Source organism: Microbacterium sp. Root180 (genome assembly GCF_001428485.1).
GTDB lineage: Bacteria > Actinomycetota > Actinomycetes > Actinomycetales > Microbacteriaceae > Microbacterium.
The window spans coordinates 1,132,294-1,158,171 of sequence record NZ_LMHS01000003.1; the positions used below are offsets into that span (position 1 = coordinate 1,132,294).

At 70.4% G+C, this 25,878-nt stretch carries 24 protein-coding genes; 16 read left to right on the forward strand and 8 right to left on the reverse strand.

The window, feature by feature from the left end; translation table 11 throughout:
* Nucleotides 1-2 precede the first annotated feature (2 nt).
* The 3 genes from ASD93_RS12775 to ASD93_RS12785 form a co-directional block, all read right to left on the reverse strand.
* A complete protein-coding gene (locus ASD93_RS12775; protein WP_056123184.1) occupies nucleotides 3-605 on the reverse strand; it encodes a nucleotide exchange factor GrpE in 603 nt (200 codons plus the stop codon).
* 2 nt (nucleotides 606-607) lie between these two features.
* On the reverse strand, nucleotides 608-2,476 hold the full coding sequence (dnaK, locus tag ASD93_RS12780; RefSeq protein ID WP_056123187.1) for a molecular chaperone DnaK: 1,869 nt from the start codon (nucleotides 2,474-2,476) through the stop codon (nucleotides 608-610).
* Between the two features lie 442 nt (nucleotides 2,477-2,918).
* Entirely contained in the window at nucleotides 2,919-4,496 is a 1,578-nt protein-coding gene (locus ASD93_RS12785) for an MFS transporter (RefSeq protein WP_056124499.1), read from the reverse strand.
* Nucleotides 4,497-4,690: 194 nt separating this feature from the next.
* Between ASD93_RS12785 and ASD93_RS12790 the strand changes: the two genes are divergently transcribed.
* Nucleotides 4,691-6,163, forward strand: a complete 1,473-nt coding sequence (locus tag ASD93_RS12790; RefSeq protein ID WP_082569317.1) for an MFS transporter — start codon at nucleotides 4,691-4,693, stop codon at nucleotides 6,161-6,163.
* Nucleotides 6,164-6,262: 99 nt separating this feature from the next.
* Here the strand turns inward: ASD93_RS12790 and ASD93_RS16180 are convergent, their stop codons facing one another.
* Nucleotides 6,263-6,814 carry a MarR family winged helix-turn-helix transcriptional regulator gene (locus ASD93_RS16180; RefSeq protein WP_235566954.1) on the reverse strand — a complete coding sequence of 184 codons (552 nt, stop codon included), beginning with the start codon at nucleotides 6,812-6,814 and terminating at the stop codon, nucleotides 6,263-6,265.
* 109 nt (nucleotides 6,815-6,923) lie between these two features.
* Here ASD93_RS16180 and ASD93_RS12800 point away from each other — a divergent pair, with 109 nt between their 5' ends.
* The 13 genes from ASD93_RS12800 (at nucleotide 6,924) to ASD93_RS12860 (ending at nucleotide 20,161) form a co-directional block, all read left to right on the forward strand.
* Nucleotides 6,924-7,835 (forward strand): hypothetical protein, encoded by a 912-nt coding sequence (locus ASD93_RS12800; protein WP_056123190.1) that lies wholly within the window; start codon nucleotides 6,924-6,926, stop codon nucleotides 7,833-7,835.
* 270 nt (nucleotides 7,836-8,105) lie between these two features.
* On the forward strand, nucleotides 8,106-8,801 hold the full coding sequence (locus tag ASD93_RS12805; RefSeq protein WP_056123192.1) for a sirohydrochlorin chelatase: 696 nt from the start codon (nucleotides 8,106-8,108) through the stop codon (nucleotides 8,799-8,801).
* A 182-nt stretch (nucleotides 8,802-8,983) separates the two neighbouring features.
* On the forward strand, nucleotides 8,984-10,720 hold the full coding sequence (locus ASD93_RS12810; protein ID WP_056123194.1) for a nitrite/sulfite reductase: 1,737 nt from the start codon (nucleotides 8,984-8,986) through the stop codon (nucleotides 10,718-10,720).
* Nucleotides 10,717-11,460, forward strand: a complete 744-nt coding sequence (locus ASD93_RS12815; protein ID WP_056123196.1) for a phosphoadenylyl-sulfate reductase — start codon at nucleotides 10,717-10,719, stop codon at nucleotides 11,458-11,460. The genes ASD93_RS12810 and ASD93_RS12815 overlap by 4 nt, the downstream gene beginning before the upstream one ends.
* Nucleotides 11,457-12,383: a sulfate adenylyltransferase subunit CysD gene (cysD, locus tag ASD93_RS12820; protein ID WP_056123198.1), complete on the forward strand. Its 927-nt coding sequence runs from the start codon at nucleotides 11,457-11,459 to the stop codon at nucleotides 12,381-12,383. The genes ASD93_RS12815 and cysD overlap by 4 nt, the downstream gene beginning before the upstream one ends.
* A 1-nt stretch (nucleotide 12,384) precedes the next feature.
* Entirely contained in the window at nucleotides 12,385-13,701 is a 1,317-nt protein-coding gene (locus ASD93_RS12825; RefSeq protein ID WP_056123201.1) for a sulfate adenylyltransferase subunit 1, read from the forward strand.
* A 48-nt stretch (nucleotides 13,702-13,749) separates the two neighbouring features.
* Nucleotides 13,750-14,820, forward strand: coding sequence for an ABC transporter substrate-binding protein (locus ASD93_RS12830; RefSeq protein WP_056123203.1), 1,071 nt, complete (start codon nucleotides 13,750-13,752; stop codon nucleotides 14,818-14,820).
* Between the two features lie 146 nt (nucleotides 14,821-14,966).
* Nucleotides 14,967-15,686 (forward strand): ABC transporter ATP-binding protein, encoded by a 720-nt coding sequence (locus ASD93_RS12835; RefSeq protein ID WP_414843715.1) that lies wholly within the window; start codon nucleotides 14,967-14,969, stop codon nucleotides 15,684-15,686.
* Nucleotides 15,676-16,596, forward strand: a complete 921-nt coding sequence (locus ASD93_RS12840; RefSeq protein WP_056123211.1) for an ABC transporter permease — start codon at nucleotides 15,676-15,678, stop codon at nucleotides 16,594-16,596. The genes ASD93_RS12835 and ASD93_RS12840 overlap by 11 nt, the downstream gene beginning before the upstream one ends.
* A gap of 89 nt (nucleotides 16,597-16,685) precedes the next feature.
* Nucleotides 16,686-17,483 (forward strand): uroporphyrinogen-III C-methyltransferase, encoded by a 798-nt coding sequence (gene cobA, locus ASD93_RS12845; RefSeq protein ID WP_414843716.1) that lies wholly within the window; start codon nucleotides 16,686-16,688, stop codon nucleotides 17,481-17,483.
* Nucleotides 17,480-18,880 carry an FAD-dependent oxidoreductase gene (locus tag ASD93_RS12850; RefSeq protein ID WP_056123214.1) on the forward strand — a complete coding sequence of 467 codons (1,401 nt, stop codon included), beginning with the start codon at nucleotides 17,480-17,482 and terminating at the stop codon, nucleotides 18,878-18,880. Before cobA ends, ASD93_RS12850 begins: the two co-directional genes overlap by 4 nt.
* Nucleotides 18,877-19,197, forward strand: a complete 321-nt coding sequence (gene fdxA / locus ASD93_RS12855; protein WP_056123217.1) for a ferredoxin — start codon at nucleotides 18,877-18,879, stop codon at nucleotides 19,195-19,197. The genes ASD93_RS12850 and fdxA overlap by 4 nt, the downstream gene beginning before the upstream one ends.
* Nucleotides 19,190-20,161: an NAD(P)/FAD-dependent oxidoreductase gene (locus ASD93_RS12860; protein WP_056123220.1), complete on the forward strand. Its 972-nt coding sequence runs from the start codon at nucleotides 19,190-19,192 to the stop codon at nucleotides 20,159-20,161. Before fdxA ends, ASD93_RS12860 begins: the two co-directional genes overlap by 8 nt.
* 7 nt (nucleotides 20,162-20,168) lie before the next feature.
* On the opposite strand, the gene ASD93_RS12865 is transcribed toward ASD93_RS12860, so the two are convergent.
* The 4 genes from ASD93_RS12865 to ASD93_RS12880 all read right to left on the reverse strand — a co-directional run bounded on the left by ASD93_RS12865 (nucleotide 20,169) and on the right by ASD93_RS12880 (nucleotide 24,260).
* Nucleotides 20,169-20,969, reverse strand: coding sequence for an ABC transporter permease (locus ASD93_RS12865; RefSeq protein WP_056123224.1), 801 nt, complete (start codon nucleotides 20,967-20,969; stop codon nucleotides 20,169-20,171).
* Nucleotides 20,970-20,977: 8 nt separating this feature from the next.
* Nucleotides 20,978-21,910, reverse strand: coding sequence for an ABC transporter permease (locus ASD93_RS12870; RefSeq protein ID WP_235566956.1), 933 nt, complete (start codon nucleotides 21,908-21,910; stop codon nucleotides 20,978-20,980).
* A gap of 71 nt (nucleotides 21,911-21,981) precedes the next feature.
* Nucleotides 21,982-23,160, reverse strand: a complete 1,179-nt coding sequence (locus tag ASD93_RS12875; protein ID WP_056123227.1) for an ABC transporter substrate-binding protein — start codon at nucleotides 23,158-23,160, stop codon at nucleotides 21,982-21,984.
* Between the two features lie 68 nt (nucleotides 23,161-23,228).
* Nucleotides 23,229-24,260 carry an ABC transporter ATP-binding protein gene (locus tag ASD93_RS12880; RefSeq protein ID WP_056123230.1) on the reverse strand — a complete coding sequence of 344 codons (1,032 nt, stop codon included), beginning with the start codon at nucleotides 24,258-24,260 and terminating at the stop codon, nucleotides 23,229-23,231.
* A gap of 122 nt (nucleotides 24,261-24,382) precedes the next feature.
* On the opposite strand from ASD93_RS12880, the gene ASD93_RS12885 reads away from it, so the two are divergent.
* Together ASD93_RS12885 and ASD93_RS12890 are read left to right on the forward strand one after the other, a co-directional pair.
* Entirely contained in the window at nucleotides 24,383-25,141 is a 759-nt protein-coding gene (locus ASD93_RS12885) for a FadR/GntR family transcriptional regulator (RefSeq protein ID WP_056123232.1), read from the forward strand.
* Complete coding sequence (locus ASD93_RS12890; protein WP_056123234.1) at nucleotides 25,138-25,878, forward strand: hypothetical protein; 741 nt, start codon at nucleotides 25,138-25,140, stop codon at nucleotides 25,876-25,878. Before ASD93_RS12885 ends, ASD93_RS12890 begins: the two co-directional genes overlap by 4 nt.

The window sequence follows — 25,878 nt, forward strand, 5'->3', positions numbered from 1 at the left end:
GCCTATTCGGCCGGCACCGCGACGACGACCTTCGCGGGGCGGAGCTCGACGGAGCCGAGACGGTAGCCGGTCTCGACGACCTCGAGGATCGTCGGCGTCTCGACCCCGGCGGTCGGCGCCTGGAAGATCGCCTCGTGCTGCTGCGGGTCGAAGACCTCGCCGGCAGCGCCGTAGGTGACGAGGCCCATGCGCTCGGCCACGCCACGGAGCTTCTCGGCGATCGCCCAGAACGGCGTGCCCTCTTCGAGGTCGCCGTGCTTCTCGGCACGGTCGAGGTCGTCGAGCACGGGCAGGAGGCCCTTGGCCACCGCGCCCTTGGCGCGCTCGATCTCGATCTCCCGCTGCTCCTCGGTGCGGCGGCGGTAGTTCGCGTACTCGGCCTGCAGTCGCTTGAGGTCATTCAGCAGCTGCGACTCGAGGTCGGCGATGACGGCGTCCTCGGCGGCGGCATCCGGATTCTGTGCCGCGCCCAGGATGTCGTCGACCGTCAGCTCGTCGTCGGTGCCCTGCCCGTCCTGCGGGTCGGGGTCGGAGGCGTGCGCCTCCGACCCCTCGCCCGGACGGACCTCGTCGCCCTGCGGCTCTTCGAAGTCCTTGTCTGCCATGGTTACTTCTTCTCGTCCTCGTCGTCGATGACCTCGGCGTCGACGACATCCTCGTCGGAGTCGGTCGCACCGCTGTCGCCGGCGGGCTCGTCAGCGGGGGCGTCCGCCGCCTGCTGAGCGGCCTGGCTCGAGGCGTAGATCGCCTCGCCGAGCTTGCCCTGGCTCTGGTTGAGCTTGTCGAACGCGGTCTTCACAGCCTCGTCGTCCTCGCCGGCCAGTGCCGACTTGAGAGCGTCGACGTCGCCCTGCACCTCGGACTTGACGTCCTCGGGAAGCTTGTCGTCGTTCTCCTTGATGAGCTTCTCGATCGAGTACGACAGGGTCTCGGCCTGGTTGCGCACCTCGGCGGCCTCGCGACGCTTCTTGTCTTCAGCGGCGTGCTCCTCGGCCTCGCGCACCATGCGCTCGATGTCGTCCTTGGGCAGCGACGAGCCGCCCGTGATCGTCATCGACTGCTCCTTGCCGGTGCCCTTGTCCTTCGCCGAGACGTGGACGATGCCGTTCGCGTCGATGTCGAAGGTGACCTCGACCTGCGGGATGCCGCGCGGGGCCGGTGCGATGCCGGTGAGCTCGAACGTGCCCAGCGGCTTGTTGTCGCGCGTGAACTCGCGCTCGCCCTGGAAGACCTGGATCGCGACCGATGGCTGGTTGTCGTCGGCGGTCGTGAAGGTCTCGCTGCGCTTGGTCGGGATGGCGGTGTTGCGCTCGATGAGCTTCGTCATGATGCCGCCCTTGGTCTCGATTCCGAGGCTCAGGGGGGTCACGTCGATGAGCAGCACGTCCTTGCGCTCGCCCTTGAGGACGCCGGCCTGGAGGGCCGCGCCGACGGCGACGACCTCATCCGGGTTGACGCCCTTGTTGGGCTCCTTGCCGGCCTCGCGCTGCACGAGCTCGCTCACGGCGGGCATGCGGGTCGAGCCGCCGACGAGCACGACGTGGTCGATGTCGGCGACCTTGATGCCGGCCTCGCGGATGACGTCTTCGAACGGCTTCTTGGTGCGGTCGAGGAGGTCCTTGGTGAGGTCCTCGAACTTGGCGCGGGTGATCGTCTCGGAGAGCGAGACGGGGCCGGAGTCGGTGAGCGACAGGTACGGCAGGTTCACCGACGTGCTCGTCGACGAGGAGAGCTCCTTCTTCGCCTGCTCCGCGGCCTCCTTGAGGCGCTGCAGCGCGATCTTGTCGCCCGAGACGTCGACGCCGGTGGTGTCCTTGAACTGCTTGATGAAGTAGTCCACGAGACGCTGGTCCCAGTCGTCGCCGCCGAGGCGGTTGTCACCGGCGGTCGAGCGCACCTGGATGGTCGAGAAGTCATCGTCCTTGCCCACCTCGAGCAGCGAGACGTCGAACGTTCCGCCACCGAGGTCGAAGACGAGGATGAGCTCGTCCTCCTTGCCGCGGTCGAGGCCGTAGGCCAGTGCGGCCGCCGTGGGCTCGTTGATGATGCGCAGGACGTTGAGGCCGGCGATCTCGCCGGCCTCCTTGGTCGCCTGACGCTCGGCGTCGTTGAAGTACGCGGGGACCGTGATGACGGCATCCGTCACCGTGTCGCCCAGGTACTGCTCGGCGTCGCGCTTGAGCTTCTGGAGGATGCGCGCGGAGATCTCCTGCGGCGTCCACTTCTTGCCGTCGACCTCGAAGGTCCAGTCGGTGCCCATGTGGCGCTTGACCGACGAGACGGTGCGGTCGACGTTGGTGACGGCCTGGCGCTTCGCGGTCTCGCCGACGAGCACCTCGCCGTCCTTGGTGAACGCGACGACCGACGGGGTCGTGCGGAAGCCCTCGGCGTTGGCGATGACCTTGGGCTCGCCGCCCTCGAGGACGCTGACGACCGAGTTGGTCGTACCGAGATCGATTCCGACAGCACGTGCCATGTGTATCTCTCCTTCATCTGGCCGGGGACATCGCCTCGGCCCGTGGTTGTTGGGGGAAGTCGGGGAGCGGCATCCGCTCGACGTACGAGTTGAGCCGCGATGACTCAACCCTACTCCGGCCTCCGAAACGTGTCAAATGAAGTTGATATGACTTGACTCAAGTTTGGTGGGATTGCGGGCCGCGGGTGTGGTCGGAAAGTCAGGATCCTCTCGTTTCCGTATGTGAGTTGCGGGTCACGCACCCCCATGTGAGTTGCGGGTCACACACCCCCATGTGAGTTGCGGGTCACGCACCCCCATGTGAGTTGCGGGTCACGCACCCCCATGTGAGTTGCGGGTCACGCACCCCCATGTGAACGCGAACTCACCTGCGAAATCCGCAGAGGCTCGAAGAGCCGAGGGCGCGAAGAGCCGAGGGCGCGCCTGAGCGCCGAGGCGACCGTCAGCCGAGCAGCGTCTCCGACAACGAGGCCTTCGGGTCGGGCAGCCGCCGCATCCGGAGCCCGTTGAGCGCCCCCAGGGCGGCCGCGAGGATCGGGATCAGCAGCGCGACCTGGAGGGCGATGTGCCGAGCCTCGGTATTGATGCGGATCACCTCGGCGGAGGCCTCCGGCGGCTCGTCGGCCAGCAGCTGCTCCATACCGGAGTTCGACATGAGCTCCGCGTCCTCCTCCAGCACCGTGGACACCTGCTGCTGCTGCTCGGTGGTGAGCACCTCGCTCGAGTCGGCGAGCGAGGTGAACGACGCAGCGAGGGTCGCGAGCATGATGGCGCCCGCGAAGGCCAGACCGAACGAGAGCCCGAAAGACCCGGCCGCCGAGTTGACGCCCGCCGCTTCGCTGACGCGCTCGTCGGAGATCGGCGACAGCGTGTAGTTGTTGAGCTGGGAGACGAGAAGGCCCAGCCCGGATCCCGCCACGATCAACGGGAGCGTGAGGTACCAGCCGGAGTCGGCGATCGGCACCAGCGGCACGATCGCGAGCAGTCCGACGAAGGCGAGCACGAATCCGGTCAGGATCAGGTTCGCCGGGCGGCCCTTGGCCCGACGACCCGCCCAGATGGCCACGACGAACATGCTCAACGAGAGCGGCGCGATCGAGAGCCCGGCCTGGAGTGCGTTGTACTCGAGCACCATCTGCAGGTACAGCGGCAGCACGATCATCGTGCCGCCGAGCGCGATCTGCTGCAGGAGCTGTCCGCTCACGCCCGTGCGGAAGGGCTTGGACGCGAACAGTGCGGGGTCGAGCAGCACCGGCTTGCCCCGCTTCTTGCGCGAGTTCAGCCACCACGCGAGTCCGCCGAGAGCGACGACGCCGAGGCCGATGATGAGGCCGACATAGCCGCCGCCCTCCTGCCACACGAGGATGCCGAGCACGACGCCGCCCATGCCGACCACCGACAGGCCAGCGCCGACCAGGTCGATCGATCGGTCGCCCGTGTACTTGACATCCTTGACGAGACCCGCGCCCAGCAGCACCACCGCGATGATCACGGCCTCCAGCGCGAAGGCGACCCGGTACGACCAGAACGTCGTGATGAACCCGCCCAGGAGCGGGCCTACTGCCGCCGCGATCGCCGCCGACGCTCCGACGAGCGCGTAGACGCGCTTCTGGTGGGCGCCGGTGAAGTTGCCGTGGATCAGCGACTGCATCGAGGGCAGCAGGAGCGAGGCGCCGATCCCGCCGATGATCGCCCAGAAGATGATGACCGCCGTGAGGCTCTGCGCGAACGTCATGGCGACGGCGCCGATGGCGTAGCCGATCAGTCCGAGGATGTAGGCGAGCTTGCGGCCGATCAGGTCCCCCATCTTGCCGCCGATGAGGATGAAGGCCGCCGAGACGAGCGCCTCGAGCGCGATCGCGCCCTGCACGCCGCTCGCAGTGGTGCCGAGATCCTTCACCACCGCCGAGATCGACACGTTCATGATCGACGTGTCGACGACGAGCACGAACATCGCCATCGCAAGCAGGATGGCGAGGCGCCCGTTGAACGCGGTGGGCACGGCCTTCTTTTCGGTCATCAGCGAAGTGAAGCACAGCGGATGCCGCGGCATCCACAGTTCCGTCAGGAATCACCCCGTCGCGAGTGAGATCACGCGCGGCCGCGAACGCGTAGCCTGATCGCGCGGGGCGACGCTGCCCCGCGGCATCCGGAACCGCACTGTCGCCGCGCCGATGCACCGCATGTTCACCGAAGGGCTCTACCGTGACGAGCATGGGACCCGAACCTTCCGCCGAGGAGCCGATCTTCCGCACCCCGCCGCCGCCGGCAACGGCCAACACGGGAGCGATCCGGCCGTTCGCCGACGTGTTCCAGGAATCGGGCTCCGAGGAGCCGATCCCCCGCAAGCGGGTCTTCTCGTGGGCGCTGTGGGACTGGGCGACCCAGCCGTTCAACTCCGTCCTCCTCACCTTCGTCTGGGTGCCGAGCTTCCTCGTCTCGTCGTTCTTCCTCGACCCGGCGATCGCCGCCAGCGGCATCGTGAACGGTGAGGAGATCGACTGCGACACGACCGCGAACGCGCTGACGGAGTTCTGCCGCGCGCTCGGCGGGCTCGATGCGAATCTCGGCTGGGGCATCATGGTCGCCGGCATCCTCATCGCCCTGCTCGCGCCCGTGCTCGGTCAGCGAGCCGATGCGACCGGGCGCCGCAAGCTCATGCTCGGCATCTTCACCGGGCTGCTCATCCTCTGCCAGCTCGGAATGGCCTTCATCCCGGGCACGCCGTCGCTGTTCTGGTTCGGGGTCGCCATGATCGCGTTCGGCAGCGTCGTGGGCGAGATCGCCGGCGCCAACTACAACGCGCTCCTCGTCTCGGTCTCGACGCCCAAGACCGTCGGGCGCGTCTCGGGGCTCGGGTGGGGCTTCGGCTACATCGGCGGCATCGTCGCGCTGGTGATCGTCGTCGGACTCATCCTCAGCGGCGTCCTCGACGGCACGCAGGCGATCACGTTCCAGCTCATCGCCGCCGGGGCGACGGTATGGACGATCCTGTTCTCCATCCCGATCTTCCGCAACGTGCCCGAGCCGCCGCCCTCGCCCGCCGCCAAGCGCGTCGGCTTCTTCGCCGGCTACGCAGAGCTCGTCCGTTCGGTGGGGCGGCTGTGGCGCGAGCACCGTCCGACCCTGTGGTTCCTGCTGGCGTCTGCCGTCTACCGCGACGGACTGGCCGCCGTCTTCACGTTCGGCACCGTGATCGCCGCGCGCGTGTTCGGGTTCGGCTTCACCGATCTCGTGATCTTCGGTGTCGCCCTCAATCTGGTCGCCGGCATCTCGACGATCCTCGCCGGTCGCCTCGACGACCGGTTCGGCCCCAAAGCCGTGATCCTCATCGCGATCGGCGGGATCATCGCGTGCTGCCTCGCCGTCTTCATCGGCGCGGGTGCCGGGAAGGGACTGTTCTGGGCGGCCGGCATCGTCCTGGCCGCACTCGTGGGCCCCGCCCAGGCCGCGTCGCGGTCGTTCCTCGCCCGCGTCACTCCGGTCGGCCAGGAGGGAGAGATCTTCGGTCTCTATGCGACGACGGGGCGCGCCGCGAGCTGGATGGCACCGCTCCTATGGGGCCTCTTCATCGCGGTGTCCGGCAACCAGACGCTCTACGGCATCCTCGGCATCGCCGTCATTCTGGCGATCGGGTTCGTGCTGCTGCTGTTCGTGAAGGCACCGCCCCGCCACGCGGAGGTCTGATCTGCTCGCCCTCACTCCTCCAGTCACCCTCACCTCCAGTCGCCAAGACACGCCGGCGCGGTGACGCGCGGGCGGCGTGTCTTGGCAACTCGCTGAGGATCAGGCGCCCGGCCAGGCGTCGGCGAGCTTCGTCAGCAGCCGTGCGAGGTCGGCGCGCTCGACGTCGCTGAAGCTCGACAGGGCCGTGTCGATGGCCTCGCGCCGCTCCCCCCGGAATCCGCGGACCAGGGCGGCGCCGGCATCCGTCAGCGCCACGCGCGTGCGCCGCGCGTCGTCGGGGTCGGCCTCGCGCCGCACCAGGTCGAGCTGGAACGCCTGCTGCACCAGCCGGGAGGCGCGCGGCTGGTCGACGCCGACGGCGTCGGCGATCTCGCCCACGGACAGCGCCCGGCCCGCTGCGGCGAGCGCTTCGAGCAGTCTCATGCGCGCCGGGCCGCCGATGCGCGCTGCGCCGCCCCATCCGGGGCCGGGGCCGCGCCCGTGATGCCCGCCGCCCCTGCCCCACTGCTGGGCGGAGTGCCCGTGGTGCATCGGGCCGTGGCCGTGCGGACCCGGACCGCCCTCCCACGGCGGGCGGGGTCCGCGCCGGCCCCGCAGCCGGGCGAGCGCAGCGGCGATGACGTCGGCAGGATCGGTCGGTTTCTGCGGCATACCGCCAATTTACATGCGACTTGACATGCAATGCCAACCCATGTCACACTACATATGCATGTATGAGGACATGCACTTCGCGACCTCAGGTCGCCGGAAAGGACTTCTCATGAACAACGACTTCGAAAACCAAGACTCCGCCCCCGACGAGCAGGCCGGTGCGCAGCGCCCGCTGGGCTACTGGCTCCGCCTCGTCGACGGGCTCATCTCCCGCGAGTTCGCCGCCGCCTTCGAGGGCGAGGGCGTGACCCGCAGGGACTGGATGCTGCTCAACGCCCTCTCGGGCGACGTCGACGCACCCGGACTCGCCGAACGCCTCGCCCGCAAGGGCGGCAAGCGCCTGCGCCGACTCGACCAGCTCGGCTGGGCCGAGGAGCAGGGCGACGGCACATGGGCGGTCACCACTGCGGGCCGCGAGGCGAAGGACCGCCTCGGCGAGGCCGTGAGCGGCATCCGCTCGCGCGTCGCCGACGCGATCTCACCCGGGGACTACGCCACGATGACCGCCTCGCTCGAGGCCATCGCGCGGGGCCTCGGCTGGGACGAGACCCAGCCCTTCCCCCGCGGGCGCGGCTTCGGTCCCGGGCGCGGCTTCGGTCCCGGGCGCTTCGGCGGTCCGCAGCCGTTCCGCCCCGACATCCGCTTCGGCTTCGGGCCCAACCGGCACCGCGGCTTCGAGCCCGGCCACCACCCGGGACGCCCCGGATCCGATCCTCACCACGACGCGTCGTTCGACGACGCGTGGGGCGAGGATCCGCACGCGGGTGACGGATGCCGCGGCCACGCCATGCACGAGCAGTGGCACCACGGGCACGGGCGCGGCGGCTCGCTCCACGGCCAGGACTCTCACGGGCACCCGGGTCACGCGCCGCACCACGGGCACGAGCACGGTCATGCCGGCCACCGCCACGGCCACAAGGGCCACCGCGGGCACGGTGCCCGCAAGGCCGAGCGCGCGTACGAGCGCGGGTTCGCGGCCGGCGTCGCAGCGCAGACGGTCCCGGGCTCCCCCGCGGCCTGACCACCCAGCCCCCGTCAAAGCATGGGGAGCAATGCGGCTCCCGCGGCCGCGACCCCGACCGAACGGGGGATTCTCCCCCGTCGATTCACGGCGCCGCCCCCCGCGGCGGACTCGGCCGCCTGACCGGCAGCCGCCGCACAGAAGCGAGGAGACACGCCGGGCGGGCCGCGCGCACAGCGCCCCTGCTCGGCGTGTTTCCTCGTTTTCCGTCGGCGCGCGGCCATGACGGGCGTCACACGCCGGCCGCGCGACCAGGCCACAATGGACGCGATGACCACGCCCGCGCTCCTCGCGATCTCGCACGGCACCGCCTCGTCCGACGGGCGGGCAGCCGTCGCGGCGCTCGTCGCCGCGGTCGCCGAACGCCTGCCCGACATCACGGTGCGCCTCGGCCACGTCGACGTGCAGCAGCCGGACGTCGCGGCGTCGCTCGACGCCCTCCCGGCCGACCAGCCGGTGATCATCGTGCCGCTGCTGCTCTCGGCCGGCTACCACGTGCGGGTCGACCTGAAGGAGCAGACCGCCGGCCGCGCCGGCGTGACGATCGCGCCGGCGCTCGGACCCGACCCGCGGCTCGTCGATGCCCTGCTCGCACGACTCGGGCCGCTCGACGTGACGGCAGACGACGCCGTCGTCCTCGCCGTCGCCGGCTCGAGCGACGAGCGCGCGAACGAGGACTGCCGCCGGATCGGCGCGATGCTCGGCGAACGGCTCGGCCGCGCGATCACCGTGGGCTTCCTCGCCGCCACCGACCCGCGCCTCGGTGCCGCCGTGGCGGACGCTCGCGGGGGATCCTCCGATCGCGTGATCGTCGCGGACTACCTCCTGGCGCCTGGCTACTTCCACGACCTCGCCGTGCGCCTCGCCCACGGCTCCCCCGTCGCACGCCCGCTGCTCGACGACGACGAGCCCCCGGCATCCCTCGTCGACATCGTCATCGACCGGTACCGCGCCGCGCTCTCCTGACACTCCGGCTCAGGCGTTGGTGAACCGGGTCCGAATACCCGCGCCGCAACCTCTGTGACGCACCGTTACGCACGGTGACGCCCCTTGACGCTCGGATAGGCCGCGGCCCGCGCCGCTTCTACTCTCGCGGCATGGACTCGATAGGGTCCCCCGGGGACGCCCGGGTCATCCGGAGGCCACCCGTGACCATCAGCGACACCGACCCGCGCCCGGCGAAGCCGCACGAGGCGCGTGCCGCGGCACGTCCACCGCGCCCGTCGTCCAAGCCCAACGGGCAGTGGAAGATCGACGGCCTCGCGCCGCTCAACGGCAACGAGGAGTGGAAGCAGGTCGACAACGGCCTGAGCGTCCGCGGGCGCATCGAGGAGGTCTACTCGAAGGGCGGGTTCGCCTCGATCGATCCGACCGATCTGCACGGCCGCTTCCGCGTGTGGGGCCTCTACACGCAGCGCAAGCCCGGCATCGACGGCGGGCGCACCGCGACCCTCGAACCGCACGAACTCGAGGACGAGTTCTTCATGCTGCGCGTCCGCATCGACGGCGGCCAGCTCACGACCGACCAGCTGCGCGTGATCGCCGGCATCTCGGTCGAGTTCGGTCGTGACACCGCTGACCTCACCGACCGGCAGAACGTGCAGCTGCACTGGATCCGCGTCGAGGACGTCCCCGAGATCTGGCGTCGCCTCGAGGCCGTCGGCCTGCAGACGACCGAGGCCTGCGGCGACGTTCCGCGCGTCGTGCTCGGCTCGCCGGTCGCGGGCATCGCCGCCGATGAGCTGATCGATCCGACGCCGCAGATCGACGAGATCACGTCGCGATTCATCGGCGACGAGTCGCTCGCGAACCTCCCCCGCAAATTCAAGTCGGCCATCACCGGCCACCCCAGCCAGGATGTCGTGCACGAGATCAACGACGTCGCCTTCGTGGCCGTCGAGCACCCCGAGCTCGGTGTCGGCTACGACCTGTGGGTCGGCGGCGGCCTGTCCACCACCCCGCGCCTCGCCGAACGCCTGGGCGTCTTCATCTCGCCCGAGCGGGTGGCGGATGCCTGGCACGGGGTCGCCCAGATCTTCCGCGACTACGGCTACCGGCGGCTGCGCAACAAGGCGCGACTGAAGTTCCTTCTCGCCGAGTGGGGCGCCGAGAAGTTCCGGCAGGTGCTGCAGGACGAGTACCTCGGCTATGCGCTGCCCGACGGCCCGCCGGCGCCGAAGCCGCTCACTCAGGGCGACCACGTCGGCGTGCACCGTCAGAAGGACGGCCGCTTCTACATCGGCGCGACCCCGATCGTCGGGCGCGTGTCAGGCCCGAACCTCGCGAAGCTCGCCGAGCTCATCGAGGCACACGGGTCGACGCGGCTGCGCACGACGCCGCACCAGAAGGTCGTGATCCTCGACATCCCCGAGGACCGCGTCGAGTCGCTCATCGCCGGCCTCGACGAGCTCGGGCTCCAGGCGCGGCCGAGCCTCATCCGGCGCGGCACGATCGCGTGCACGGGCATCGAGTTCTGCAAGCTGGCCATCGTCGAGACGAAGGCCTTCGCGACCGCGGCGGTGCTCGACCTCGAAGCGCGTCTCGACCAGTTCGAGCTGCCGCATCCGATCTCCCTGCACGTGAACGGATGCCCCAACTCGTGCGCGCGCATCCAGACGGCCGACATCGGCCTGAAGGGCCAGCTGGTCACGATCGACGGCGAGCAGGTGCCGGGCTACCAGGTGCACCTCGGTGGCGGCCTCGCGAACGCCGACCGCGAGGACCCGGGCCTGGGCCGCACGGTGCGCGGCCTGAAGGTCGCGGCGGACGGCATCGCGGACTACACCGAGCGGGTCGTGAAGCGGTTCCTCGAGGACCGGGATGCCGCGGCCGACGAGACATTCGCGCAGTGGGCGCATCGCGCCGAAGAGGAGGCCCTGCAATGAGCGTCGCCCTCGCACCGCGCATCGTGGAGAAGCGCCCGGCCGAGGAGCTGCGGGCCCTCGCCGAGCGGGGAAACGCCGAGCTCGGCAGCCTGACCGACCACGAGGCATCCGCTGCCGACGTCGTCGCGTGGGTCGCGCGCAACTTCTCCATGGCCTCGGCGGCGGTGGCGTGCTCGATGGCCGATGCGGCGCTCCCCCACCTGGTGGCGGAGCAGCTGCCGGGCGTGGACGTGCTCTTCCTCGACACCGGCTACCACTTCACCGAGACCTACGCGACACGCGACGAGGTGCAGCGCGCGCTGGACGTGCGGATCGTGGACGTGCTCCCCGCGCAGACCGTCGCCGAGCAGGACACCGAGTTCGGCGCGAAGCTCCACGACCGCGACGCCGCCCTGTGCTGCGCACGACGCAAGGTCGCACCCCTGCAGGACGCGCTCGGCGGGTACGAGGTCTGGTTCACCGGAGTCCGGCGCGACGAGGCGCCCACGCGCACCGCGACGCCTCTCGTGACGTGGGACGAGCGCAACGGGCTCGTGAAGGTGAACCCCGTCGCCGCGTGGAGCTTCGACGACGTCCTCGCCCACGCGACGGCGCACAAGGCGCCGGTGAACCTCCTCGTCGGCTTCGGCTACCCGTCGATCGGCTGCGCGCCGTGCACCCAGCCGGTCGCCGCCGGCGAAGATCCCCGGTCCGGCCGCTGGGCCGGGCTCTCGAAGACGGAATGCGGGCTGCACGAATGACTCTCTCGGATACCCAGACGAGACGCGCCCAGTCTCTCAGCACGCTCGACCTGCTCGAGGCCGAGTCGATCCACGTGATCCGTGAGGTGGTCGCCGAGTTCGAGCGCCCGGTGCTGCTGTTCTCCGGCGGCAAGGACTCCGTCGTCGTGCTCCATCTCGCGGCGAAGGCGTTCGCACCCGGAAGGGTCCCGTTCCCCGTGCTGCACGTGGACACGGGCCACAACTTCCCCGAGGTGCTCGCGTTCCGCGACGAGACCGTCGAGCGACTCGGCATCCGCCTCGAAGTCGCCCGCGTGCAGGACTACATCGACGACGGCCGGCTCACCGAGCGGGCCGACGGCACGCGCAACCCGCTGCAGACACTGCCGCTGCTCGACGCGATCGCGGCGGGGCGTCACGACGCCGTGTTCGGCGGAGCGCGCCGCGACGAGGACAAGGCTCGCGCAAAGGAACGGATCATCTCGCTGCGCGACGAGTTCGGCCAGTGGGACCCGCGCAACCAGCGTCCCGAGCTGTGGAGTCTGTACAACGGCCGTCACACCCCCGGGCAGCACGTGCGCGCCTTCCCGATCTCGAACTGGACCGAGCTCGACGTCTGGCGCTACATCGAGCGCGAGGGGATCGCACTCCCTCCCCTGTACTTCGCCCACGAGCGCGCGGTGTATTCCCGCGACGGCATGTGGCGCCCGGTCGGCGAGTTCTCGCCACCGCGCGACGACGAGAACGTGGAGGTGCGCACGGTGCGCTATCGCACGGTCGGCGACATGAGCTGCACCGGTGCGGTGGAGTCGGATGCCGCGGACCTGACCGCGATCGTCGCCGAGGTCGCCCGCTCCACCCTGACGGAGCGCGGCGCCACACGCGCCGACGACCGGCTCAGCGAGGCCGCCATGGAGGACCGCAAGAAGGACGGGTACTTCTAAAATGACCGCGACGCTCACCTCCACCGGAACGCTGTTCCGCTTCGCCACGGCCGGCTCGGTCGACGACGGCAAGTCGACGCTCGTCGGACGGCTGCTGCACGACTCCAAGGCGATCCTCGCCGACCAGCTCGAGCAGGTGCAGCGCACGTCGGCCGAGCGCGGGTTCGCGCACGGCGATTTCGACTTCGCCCTCCTGACCGACGGCCTGCGCGCCGAGCGCGAGCAGGGCATCACGATCGACGTCGCCTACCGGTACTTCTCGACGGGCTCGCGGTCGTTCGTGCTCGCCGACTGCCCCGGGCATGTGCAGTACACGCGCAACATGGTCACCGGCGCCACGACCGCCGACGCCGTCGTGGTTCTCGTCGACGGGCGCAAGGGCGTGCTGGAGCAGACCCGCCGCCATCTCGCCGTCGTCGCACTGCTGCGCGTGCCGCACGTCATCGTGGCGGTGAACAAGATCGATCTGATCGGGTTCTCGGCGGATGCCTTCACCGCCGTCTCCGACCAGGCCCGCTCGGTCGCCGCCGAGCTCGGCATCCGGGATCTCCACGTGATCCCCGTGTCGGCCCTCGAGGGCGACAACATCGTCGAGCGCTCGGCCCGCACCCCGTGGTACGACGGGTCGCCGCTGCTCGAGCTGCTGGAGACGCTGCCCGGCGCCGACCTGCTCGAACAGGATCTCGAGCCGCTGCGGCTCCCGGTGCAGCTCGTGCTGCGGCCGCAGGGAGGACTCGCCCCCGACGTCGCAGCCGACCCTGCCGCCGCCGAGCGACTGCGCGACTACCGCGCCGTCGCCGGCCGCATCTCGTCGGGCACCGTGCGCGTGGGAGACCCGGTGGAGATCTTCCCGTCCGGCATCCAGACCACGGTCACCGGCATCCGCTCGGCCGGCTCCCCCGTCGACGAGGCCGTCGCACCGCAGTCCGTGTCGCTCGAGTTCGACGCCGACATCGACACCGCCCGAGGAGCTCTCGTGGTCGCGGCGGGCACGCTTCCGGCCGCGCGCCGCGAGGTGGCTGCCGAGCTGTTCCAGCTCGATGCACGGCCCCTCACCCCCGGCAGCCGGGTGCTCGTGAAGCACGGCACGACCACCGTCCAGGCGATCGTCGCCCAGATCGAGTCGCGCTACGACCTCGATCTGCTCACCCATGAGCCCGCCCAGACGCTCCAGACCAACGACATCGGCCGGGTGCGTCTGCGCCTCGCCGCCGACCTGCCGATCGAGTCCTACGAGTCCAGCCGTCACGGCGGCTCGTTCCTCGTCATCCATCCGTCCGACGGCGCCACCCTCGCCGCCGGCATCGCGCGCGACTGACGCGCACCGCACCACCCACCGAGAAACGCCGAACGAAGGAGGCGAACTGTGAACACCATCCGCACCGCGACGACGATCACCACACTGGGACTTGTGGCCGCCATGATGGCGGGCTGCGCCTCCGCCGCCGCCGGCACCCCCGACACCGCCGACGAGGTGACCGAGCTGCGCCTGGGCTACTTCGCGAACGTGACGCACGCGCCCGCGCTCGTCGGCCTCCAGGAGGGCCTGTTCGAGGATGCGCTGGGCGACGTCGACGTGACGACCTCGGTCTTCAACGCCGGTCCCGCCGCCATCGAGGCACTGACAGCCGGCGCGATCGACGCGACCTACATCGGCCCGAACCCGTCGATCAACACCTTCATCCAGTCCGGCGGCGCGTCCGCCCGGATCGTGGCGGGCGCCGCCACCGGGGGCGCGGCCCTCGTGGTCGCGGACGGGATCGACAGCCCGGACGACCTCGCCGGCACGACGCTCGCCTCGCCCCAGCTGGGCAACACCCAGGACGTCGCGCTGCGCGTGTGGCTGGCCGACCAGGGCTACGAGACCGACACCTCGGGCGGCGGGGATGTGGCGGTCACGCCGACCGAGAACGCGCAGACCCTCACGCTCTTCCAGGACGGTCAGCTCGACGGCGCGTGGGTCCCCGAACCCTGGGTCTCGCGCCTCGTGATCGACGAAGGAGCGCACGTGCTCGTCGACGAGGCCGAGCTGTGGCCCGACGGCGAGTTCCCCACGACCGTCCTCCTCGTGCGAGCCGAATTCCTCGAACAGCACCCCGACGTCGTCGAGCAGCTCCTCGAAGGCCACGTCGCCGCCGTGCAGTGGATCGCCGATCACCCCGACGAGACACCCGCGGTCATCAATGCCGCCCTGGAGGCCGAGACCGGGAAGACGCTGTCGGATGCCGTCATCCAGCGTGCCCTCGAACACGTGACGTTCTCGGCCGACCCGCACGCCGACACGTTCGAGACGCTCGTCGCCAACGGCCTCGAGGCCGGGACGCAGAAGGACGGCTCGATCGACGGCCTGTTCGACCTGCGCCTCCTCAACGGCCTGCTGGCGGCATCCGGAGCCGAGCCCGTCTCGGCCGCAGGGCTCGGAGAAGATTCGCCGTGACCACCACCCCCCGCCGCGCGACCGGCGTCGTGTCACCCTCGGGTGACGCGGCGCCGGGCCGCGGCGTCCCGAACCCGCTCGGCCCGAGCTTCGACGGCGTCGCACCGGTTCTCCGCCCGACCCCGGCTGCGGCCCCCGCGGTGCGGATCGACGGGGTCTCGAAGCGGTTCGGGGACGGCCCCCTCGTGCTCGACGACGTCGCGCTCGACATCGCGCCCGGCGAGTTCGTGTGCCTGCTGGGCGCCTCCGGCTGCGGCAAGTCGACCCTGCTCAATCTCATCGCGGGCCTCGATCGTCCGACCTCCGGCAGCATCGAGACGCCGGCCGCCGGCGCCGCGGTGATGTTCCAGGAGTCCGCGCTCATGCCGTGGCTCACCGCGCGGCGCAACGTCGAGCTCGCCCTGCGCCTGCGCGGCGTCGCCCGCCGCGAGCGCCGCGAGAAGGCGCTGGCGCTGCTGGATACGGTGAACCTCACGGATGCTGCGCAGAAGCGCCCGCACGAGCTCTCCGGCGGCATGCGCCAGCGCGTGGCCCTCGCCCGCGCCCTCGCCCAGGATCGCCCGGTCCTGCTCATGGACGAGCCGTTCGCCGCCCTCGACGCCATCACCCGCGACCTCCTGCACGAGGAGCTCGAGCGCGTGTGGCGCGCCACCGGCCGCACGATCGTGTTCGTCACGCACAACGTGCGCGAGGCCGCCCGGCTCGGCCAGCGCGTCGTGCTGCTCTCGAGCCGACCCGGCCGCGTGGCCGGCGAGTGGCGGATCTCGCAGACCGTGGGCCGCCGGATCGAGTCGCCCGAGGTCGCCGCCCTCTCGGTGGAGATCACCGAGCAGCTGCGGAAGGAGATCCGCCGCAATGCCGCCTGAGACCACCGCCGACGACGTCCGTACGCCGGGCGCGGCATCCGGTCCTGACGACCTCCGTTCCCTGGAGGCCGGACTCGACCGCCTGCAGACCGATGCCGCGCCCGCGCCCGGGCCCTGGCGCCGGTTCGCGTCGAGCGTCGTGCCGCCTCTCGTCTTCGTACTCCTGCTCATCGTCATCTGGCAGCTGTACGTCGTGATCGCGCAGCCGCGGCCCGACCGGGTGCCGAGCCCGGTCGACGTCTGGAACGCGCTCGGGCTCGCGTGGGAGGCCGGACGCCTGCAGGAGGCCGTCGCGACGAGCCTCGAGCGCGGCATCGTCGGATTCCTCATCGCGATCGCCGTCGGCACGCCGATCGGCCTGCTCCTGGCCGAGGTGCGTCCGATCCGTCGCGCGGTGGGCCCGATCATCTCGGGACTGCAGGTGCTGCCCTCGGTCGCGTGGGTGCCTGCGGCCATCATCTGGTTCGGCCTCTCCGACGCCACGGTGTACTTCGTGATCCTCATGGGCGCGATCCCGTCCATCGTCAACGGGCTCATCGCCGGCATCGACCAGGTGCCGCCCCAGCTGCGGCGGGTCGGCACGGTGCTCGGTGCCTCGCGCTGGCAGCTGGCCACCGCGGTGATCCTCCCCGCCGCGCTCCCCGGCTACCTCGCCGGGCTCAAGCAGGGCTGGGCGTTCTCCTGGCGCTCGCTCATGGCCGCCGAGATCATCGCGATGGGCGGCACCATCGGCTTCGGGCTCGGCTCGATGCTCCAGCAGTCCCGCGAGCTCGCCGACATGGCCGGGGTGCTCGGCACGATCATCGTCATCCTGGTGATCGGCGTGGTGATCGAGCTCGTCTTCTTCGGGCCCCTGGAGCGGCGGATGCTGCGACGCCGCGGCCTGCTCGTCTCAGGCGGTACCCGATGAGCCCCACTCGCCGAGAACGCACTCATGTCATCCCGGAGGGCGCCCAGGAGGACACCGGCGCGTTCTCGGCAAGTCGGAGCGGGGGGAAGGTGTGGCTTGTGGGGGCGGGTCCGGGCGACCCGGGCCTGCTCACCGTGCGCGGCCTGCGCGCGCTCGAGGGCGCCGACGTGATCGTGGCCGACCGTCTCGGCGCGCGTTCGGTGCTCGACGGTCTCGCCGCCGACGGCGTCGAGCTCACCGCCGAGATCGTCGACGTCGGCAAGCTGCCCGGACATCACGCGGTGCCGCAGGACGCGATCAACGCCCTGCTGGTGCAGCTCGCCCGCGACGGCAAGAACGTCGTGCGACTCAAGGGCGGCGACCCCTACGTGTTCGGCCGCGGAGGCGAGGAGCGCGCCGCGTGCCGGGCGGCCGGCATCGAGGTGGAGGTCGTGGCGGGCATCACGAGCGCGATCTCGGTCCCCGCGATCGCCGGCATCCCCCTCACCCACCGCGGCGTGGCGACGGCGTTCACCGTCGCGACCGGACACGACCAGATCCGCGACCTCGGCGGCGGACGCGACCACACGGTCGTGCTGCTCATGGGCGTCGGCACGCTCGCCAACTCCGCCCTCACGCTCGCGCGCGGCGATCGCGGCGCCGACTGCCCGGTCGCGATCGTCGAGGACGGCTTCGGGCCGGGCCAGCGGGTCACCGTGGGCACGCTCGCCACGATCGCGGAGCAGGCGGCCGTGCGCGGCATCCGCTCCCCCGCCGTCGTCGTCGTCGGGGACGTCGTGCGCCTCAGCCCCTACGCGCCCGACGCGCTCACCACCCTCGATCTCACCACCTTCGATCCGCTCGCGATCCCCGCCGAGCGCCCGACCGGAAAGACCCCCGCCACGTGACCTCCTCGACCCTCACCCACCTGCGCGTCGCCATCGTCGGCGCCGGACCCGCGGGCATCTACGCGGGCAATATCCTCGCGAACACGGTCGCCGCGGGCGGCGGCTCCGTGGCGATCGACCTCTTCGAGTCGCTGCCCGCGCCATACGGCCTCATCCGCTACGGCGTCGCTCCCGACCACCCCCGCATCAAGGGCATCGTCACGTCGCTGCACGAGATGCTCGCCGCCGGCACGATCCGCTTCATCGGCAACGTCGAGATCGGCCGCGACGTGGCGCTCGAGGAGCTCCAGGAGCGCTACGACGCTGTCATCCTCGCAACCGGGGCGATCCGCGACGCCGCACTCGACATCCCTGGCATCGACCTGCCCGGGTCGTACGGCGCGGCCGACTTCGTGGCCTGGTACGACGGTCATCCGGACGTTCCCACCGAGTGGCCGCTCGACGCGTCCGCGGTCGCCGTGATCGGCAACGGCAACGTCGCGCTCGACGTCGCGCGCGTACTCGCCAAGCACGCCGTCGACCTGCGCCCGACCGAGATCCCCGACAACGTGCTCTCCGGCCTCGAGGCCTCCGCCGTCACCGACGTGCACGTGTTCGGGCGCCGCGGCCCCGGCGACATCAAGTTCACCCCGATCGAACTGCGCGAGCTCGGCGAGGTGCCCGACGTCGACATCGTCGTGCACGACGAGGACTTCGCCGACGCGGACCCTGCGGCTGCGCCGAACAACCAGCTGAAGGTCATGCTGCGCATCCTCAACGGCTGGCGCACGCGCGAGTCGACGAGCGCCTCACGCCGGCTGCATCTGCACTTCTACCACTCGCCGGTCGAGGTCCTGGGCGACGGCCGGGTCGAGGGCGTGCTCTTCGAGCGCACCCGCCCCGTCGGCGACGGGACCGTGCAGGGCACCGGCGAGTTCCGCGAGATCGCCGTCCAGCAGGTCTACCGCGCGGTCGGCTACTACGGGACGCCCGTGGTCGATGCGCCCTTCGACGCGCGCGCCGGCGTCGTCTCGAACATCGAAGGACGGGTCGTGGATGCCGCGACGACGGGCGACGCGGACGCCCCGGTCGTGCGCGGGCTCTACGCCACGGGCTGGATCAAGCGCGGACCGGTCGGACTCATCGGCCACACGAAGTCGGACGCGATGGAGACGATCGCCCACCTCGTGGCGGATGCCGGCGCCGGCCTGCTCGGGGCGCCCACGGTCGACGTCGACGTGCTCGAGCTGCTCGACGAGCGCGACGTCGCGTACACGACGTGGGACGGATGGCTCGCGCTGGACGCCCACGAGCGGGAGCTCGGCGAGAACCACGTGCACTCCCGCGAGCGCGTCAAGGTCGTGCCGCGCGCCGAGCAGGTCGCGGTGTCGCGCGCGGGAGCCCTGATCGGATCGTGACGTACGTCATCGCGCTGCCTTGCGTGGATGTCAAGGACCGTGCCTGCATCGACGAGTGCCCGGTCGACTGCATCTACGAGGGCGAACGATCGCTGTACATCCATCCCGACGAGTGCGTCGACTGCGGCGCCTGCGAGCCGGACGACCTGCCCGACGAGTGGCAGGACTACTACAAAGCCAACGTCGAGTTCTTCGAGATTTCGACAGGCTCAATCCCGGCTGTCGGATCGCCCGGCGGCGCGGCCAAGATCGGCGTGATCCACATGGACCACCCCGTCATCGCCGAGCTCCCGCCTCAGGGAGAGGCGCATGACTGAATCGGCATACACACCGCCGACGCCGTCTGTGGAGGTCGACGTGGTGGTGATAGGCGGGGGACCGGCGGGGCTGTCGGCCGCACTCAACCTGGGTCGTGCGCGGACCTCGGTCGTCGTGGTGGACGCCGGGAGACCCCGCAATGCGGCCACCCTGCGATCCCACGGATTCCTCACCCGCGACGGTATTCCGCCGTTGGAGCTGCGCAAGCTCGCCCGTGCTGAGCTGGGAGCGTATCCCGCCGTCTCGGTGTACGACCGGGCGGTCGTCACGGGCCTGCTGCCGATCGATTCCGAGAACGGCATGCGATTCATCGCTCCGCTGCAGGGGCGTGCGGAGCGCACTCCCCCCGCCGTCGCCGCGCGGTCCGTCGTCATCGCCACCGGGCTGCGCGAGACGCTCCCGCGCGTGCCGAGCCTGCGCGCGTTCTACGGCATGACGATCTTCAGCTGCGCGGCGTGCGATGCGTGGGAGCTGCAGGATCGCCGGCTCGCCCTGATCGGGGAGACTCCCGATCTCGCCGCCCGCGCCCGGCTCATCGCGCGCTGGACCGACCGGCTCACGGTCTTCACGAACGGCGCCGACGTCGTCGACACCGTCGAGGAGGCCGAGCTCGCGGCATCCGGGATCGTCATCGAGCGTCGGGGGATCGACGACCTGGAAGGCGACCGCGGCGTCGTGTCGGCCGTCCGCCTGGCGGACGGCACCCGCATCGAGATCGACGGCGGGTTCGTGCGGCCGCAGTGGTCGCCGGCGCTGGACTTCCTGAGCGGGCTCGACCTCGCCCGCGACGCCGACGGCACCCTGGTCGTCGACCGGTCCGGGCGCACGTCCGTCCCCGGGGTCTACGCCGCCGGTGATGCCGCCTCCCCCGGTCCGCAGCAGCTCATCGTCGCCGCCGGCCAGGGCGCGCGTGCCGCTGCGGTGCTCGTGCACGACCTCGTGGGCGTGAGCACCGCGCACTGAGGCACGTCTACCGCCGGGTCTGCTCCGAGCCCGACAGCCGCTGCGCGAGATAGATGGGGATGATCGACACCAGCACCAGCACGACGGCGATGACCGAGACGATGGGCGCCTGGTTGGGCCGGAACATGTTGTTGAGGATGTAGATCGGCAGCGTCGTCACGCCGGAGCCGGCGGTGAAGGTCGTGACGATGATCTCGTCGAAACTCAGCGCGAAGGCCAGCATGCCGCCGGCGAGAAGGGCGGAGCGCAGCTGCGGGAAAGTCACCAGGCGGAAAGTGGTCCAGACCCCGGCGCCGAGGTCGGCCGAGGCCTCTTCGAGGTTCGTGCCGGTGCGACGCAACCGGGCGATGACGTTGTTGAAGACGGTCACGATGCAGAACGTGGCGTGGGCGATCACGACGGTCCAGATCGACAGCGGGACGCCCATGATCGTGCGGAAGAAGTTGTTCAGCGCGATGCCCGTGATGATGCCGGGGAGGGCGATCGGCAGGATGATCAGCAGCGAGATCGACTCGCGCCCGAAGAACTCGAACCGCTGGAGGGCGAACGAGATGAGCGTGCCGAGCAGCAGAGCGATCACGGTGGAGATGATCGCGACCTGCACGCTCGTGAGCACCGCCTCGAGTGCTCCGGCGCTCTGGAAGGCCTTGCCCCACCACTCCAGGGTGAAGCCGGGCGGCGGCCAGGTGAGTGACGTCGACGTGGAGAACGAGTTCACCAGCACGACGAACAGCGGCAGGTAGACGGCGAACAGGATCACGCCCGTCACGATCGCGAGGATCGCCCGCGCCGGCCTTGAGAGTCGCATGCCCCGTCCTAGAGGTTGTTCAGGGCGCCCGTGCGCCGCACGAGGGCCAGATAGCCGAAGATGATGACGATCGGGATCAGGGCGATCGCCGCGGCCAGCGGCAGGTTGCCCGCCGCGCCGATGTTGGCGTAGATGAGGTTGCCGAGCATCTGGTTCGCCCCGCCCACGATGTTGACGGTGATGTAGTCGCCGAGCGACAGCGCGAACGCGAAGATCGTGCCCGCGATGATCGCCGGGAACGCGAGCGGGAGGACGACGCTGCCGAGCGTGCGCCACGTCCTGCCGCCGAGATCAGCCGACGCCTCGAGCAGCGAGTCCGGCACGCGCTCGAGCCCCGCGTAGATCGGCAGGATCACATAGGGGAGCCACAGGTAGGACAGCGTGATGACCGTCGCCGGCAGACCGTACCCCGGCGTGTGCAGACCGAAGGGTGCCAGCATCCATTCCAGGATCCCCTCCTGCGACAGCACCGAACGCCAGGCGTACGCCTTCACGAGATAGCTCGCCCACAGCGGCATGAGCACGGCGATCACCAGGATGCGCTGCATCCGCGGAGTCGCCACCTTCGCCATGTAGAACGCGATCGGCAGCGCGATCGCCACGTCGATCAGCGTGACGAGGAGTGCCACGCCCACCGTCCGCAGCGTCACGGTCTGATACAGCGTGCCCGTGACGACCGTGATGATGTTGTCGAGGGTCCAGTCGATGACGATCTCGTTGGTGAACGGGTCCACACGCCAGAACGCCGTCACCAGCAGCAGCACGAGCGCCACGATGTACACCACGACGAGCCAGAACAACGGCGCCGCCAGCAGCAGCGAGAGCCGCGTGCGCGGATGCGTCGTGAGGAACGACGAGACCCCGCGCGTCCACGGGCGCTTCGGCGTCGGCGGCTCCGGCGTGCGCGCGGGCTGCGCGGAGGGGATGGTGTCGGTCGTCACGGGTTCCTCATCGTGTCGGGAAGACCGGGGACGGCGCGGCTTCGCGTCGCCGCCCCCGGGTCGGTCGGGCGTCAGCCCTTGATCTCGGTCCAGGCCTCGGTCCACTTCGAGTAGTCGACGCACTCGACGTCGGTGCGACCGTCGACGCAGTCCGCGATGGGTGTGGTCCAGTACCAGATCTGCGACGCGTACTCCTCGTCACCGGCGTGGTAGGCCTCGCAGTCGTCGCGGTAGTCGCATGCCTCCTGGCTCGACGGCGCCTCGCCGAAGTAGGCCGTCGCCTGGGCGTTGACCTCGGGGCTGGCGATCCAGTCGAGCCACGCGTATGCGCAGTTCGGGCTCTTCGCCTCGGACGCGATCATCCAGGTGTCCGACCAACCGGTCGCACCCTCCTCGGGCAGCACGACCTCGGTGGTCGCGTCGCTCCCCGCGAGCACGTTCTGGATGACCTGCCACGTCGTGCCGGCGACGGAGTCACCGGTCTCGAACGCCTGGATCTCCTTGAGGTAGTCCGACCAGTACTCGCCCACGTGCTCGCGCTGGGCCTTGAGCAGGTCGACCGCCGCGGTGAACTGCTCCTCGTCGAGGGCGTACGGGTTCTGGATGCCGAGCTCCGGCTGGTGCGCCATGAGGTACACCGCGGCATCCGCGATGTAGATCGGCGAGTCGTACGCCGTGATCTTGCCCGAGTACTCGCTCGCACCGTCGAACACGATGTCCCATGAGGTGGGCGCCGGGGAGACGACATCCGTGTTGTACAGGAGAAGGTTGGCGCCGTAGCCGTGCGGCACGCCGTACGACTGTCCGTCGACCGAGTTCCACTCCTTCTCCTTGAGGAAGTCGTAGATGCCCGCATAGCTCGGGATGAGGTCGGTGTTGACGGGGGCGACGTCACCGGCGGCGATCAGGCGAAGTGTCGCGTCGCCCGACGCGGCGATCACGTCATAGTCGCCCGTCTTCATGAGGTTGACCGCCTCGTCGGAGGTGCCGTAGGTCTTCGAGGCGACCTCGCAGCCGGTCTCCTCCTCGAATCCGGTGACCCAGTCCACGGCCGGGTCGTTGCTGCCGTCCTCGACGTAGCCGGGCCACGCCAGGATCGAGACCGAGCCCTCGTACTCGCCGAGCTCTTCAGCCTCCTCGGACGGTGCGGCGCTGCCGCCGCCCGACGTGCCGCAGCCCGCCAGGACGGCGATCGCTCCGATCGCCAGCGCGGTGCCGGCGAAGCGGCGACCGCGTGATGAGTGCATCATGGGTGTTCCTCTCTCGGTGCGGGAATTGCTGTGTTCTCCGGGGGCGGCGCCCCGCGGTCTGTGCCGGCTCACGTGCCGGGCGGAATCAGCGACACGACGTCGGAGTCGTGCCAGGTCACGTGCACGCGGTCACCGCGGTCGTCGGGGGTCCGCGAGCGGTCGTTGGGCTCGAGTACCGTCACGCGCATCCCGGCATCGAGGTCGATGACACGACGGATGCCGGTGCCGATGTAGATCGACTCGACGAGCGTGCCGGGGGCGGAGCGCTCGCCCTCGCCCGTCGCCGCCTGCGCGCGCAGCGTGAGCTTCTCGGGGCGGATCGAGTGCTCGCCGGCCCGCCCGATGAGCGAGGTCGAACGGTCGTGGTCGAAGAGGTTGGACGTGCCGACGAAGTCGGCCACGAACCGCGAGGCGGGCTCCTCGTACAGCTCCCACGGCGTGCCGAGCTGCTCGATGCGGCCGTCGTGGAACACCGCGACACGGTCGGAGAGCGTGAGCGCCTCCTCCTGGTCGTGGGTGACGAAGATGAAGGTGATCCCGAGGTCGCGCTGGATCTGCTTGAGTTCGACCTGCATCTGCTCGCGAAGCTTGAGGTCGAGCGCGCCCAGCGGCTCGTCCAGCAGCAGCACCTTCGGCTGCACGACGGTGGCTCGTGCGAGGGCGACCCGCTGTCGCTGTCCGCCTGACAGCTGCGCGGGCTTTCGCGAGGCCATCTGCTCCAGGTGCACCGCCTCGAGCGCCGCCATCGCGCGCCTCCGCCGCTCGGTGCGTCCGACGCCGCGGACGCGCAGTCCGTAGGCGACGTTCTCGAGCACTGACATGTGCGGGAAGAGCGCGTAGTCCTGGAAGACCGTGTTGACGTCCCGGTCGAAGGGCGCCTTGTTCGTGACGTCCTGGCCGAAGAGCTCGATCGTGCCGTTCGTCGGCTGCTCGAACCCGGCGATGAGCCGCAGCACCGTGGTCTTGCCCGAACCCGACGGGCCGAGCATGGAGAAGAACTCACCCGCGCCGATCTCGAGGTCGACGTGATCGACCGCCGTGACGGCGCCGAACTCCTTCGTGAGTCCGGTCAGCCGGATGGCGGGCTGCAGCTCGGTCATTGACCTCTCCTTCGATGTCGATGCAACTAAATCATATGGATCCATATGTCAAAAGATCACCCCGCGTGTTACGGTCATGTCACGGTTGGAGAGGACGGGCTTTTCGCACCGGGAAGGACCTGATGCCGCACGCCACAGGACGCGTCGACGCGGCGCGCGCGGTCGTCTTCTCGCCGCTGGACGGCACGGGCCGCGCGGAGCTCGTCGAGCAGCGACTGACCGACGCGATCGTGAGCGGAGTCCTCCACGACGGCGAGCGCCTGCCGAACGAATCCGACCTGTCCAAGAGCCTGGGCGTCGCCCTCGTGACGGCGCGGGAAGCGCTCGAGGGCCTGCGCGACAAGGGCTTCGTCCTCACGCGCCGCGGCCGCGATGGCGGCAGCTTCGTCACCTACGACCGTGAGACGGCGGCGCGGATGGTGTCGCTGCGCCTGCGTGACACGAGCCGCATCGAGTTGCGCGACCTCGCCCTGCACGTGTCCGCGATCGCCGGCGCCGCCGCGGAGACGGCCGCGAGCCGGGCGAGCGAGGACGATGTCGAGAGCCTCACGCGGCTGGCCGCCGGTGCCGACCTCGCGACCGCAGGAGGCGCGCGGCGTGCCGTCAGCCGGTTCCAGCTCGAGGTCGCCGCCGTCAGCCAGTCGCCCCGCCTCGTGCACGAGGAGATGCGCCTGCAGAGCGAGGCCGCTCCGCTGCTCTGGATGTGCCTGCGTGAACAGGAGTACCGTGACCGCAGCGCTTTCGCGCGCACCCGGGTCATCGCCGCCATCCAGGACGTTGCACCGGAGGCTGCCCGCGCAGCGACGATCGCGCACATCGACGGCGCGTTCGAGTGGCTGATCGACGAACGAGCACGTATCGACGCGGGAGGCTCACCATGACCACGACCACGACCCGGTCGCACGTCGACGTCGTCGCACACGTCGCCGCGACGATCGACGGCATCTTCGCCATGATCGACGCCTGGCGGGACCGACTCGAAGCAGAGCTGACGGATGCCGCGCTCACGGCCGCCCAGATCGATCCGCTCGTCGAGACTTTCGCGGTACCGGCCGTGTCGGGAGAGACCCTGCTCACGGGTGCCGGGTTCGTGGCGACACCCGGCGTGCTGGACGACGCGGAGTGGCACCTTGCCTGGTGGCTGGGCGGGACCGGCAGGGAGCTGCGCCGCCTGGCGACGATCGACGACCCGTCGCACGAGCAGTTCCGCGACTACACCACGCTGGAATGGTGGCGAGTGCCCACGGCGACGGGCGGCAGGCACCTCACCGGTCCGTACGTGGACTACCTGTGCACCGACGACTACACCGTCACCGTCACGACGCCGGTGCGAGTCGGCGGCCGGATCATCGGGGTGGTGGGCGCCGACGCTCTGGTGGACCGGCTGGAGCGGGAGCTGCTGCCCGCGATGCGCGCCGGCGCGACACCCGCGACGCTGGTGAACACGTCGGGCCGGGTCGTGACGTCGACGGATGCCCGCCGCGAACCGGGCTCCATCCTGCGCACCGAGGGACTCGTCGACGCCATCCGGCGTGCTGCCGTGGATCCGGTCCCCATCGCCGGTGGCGCCGTGCTCGCCTGCGGAGACACGTCGCTGGCGCTGCTCGTCGGAGTCTGA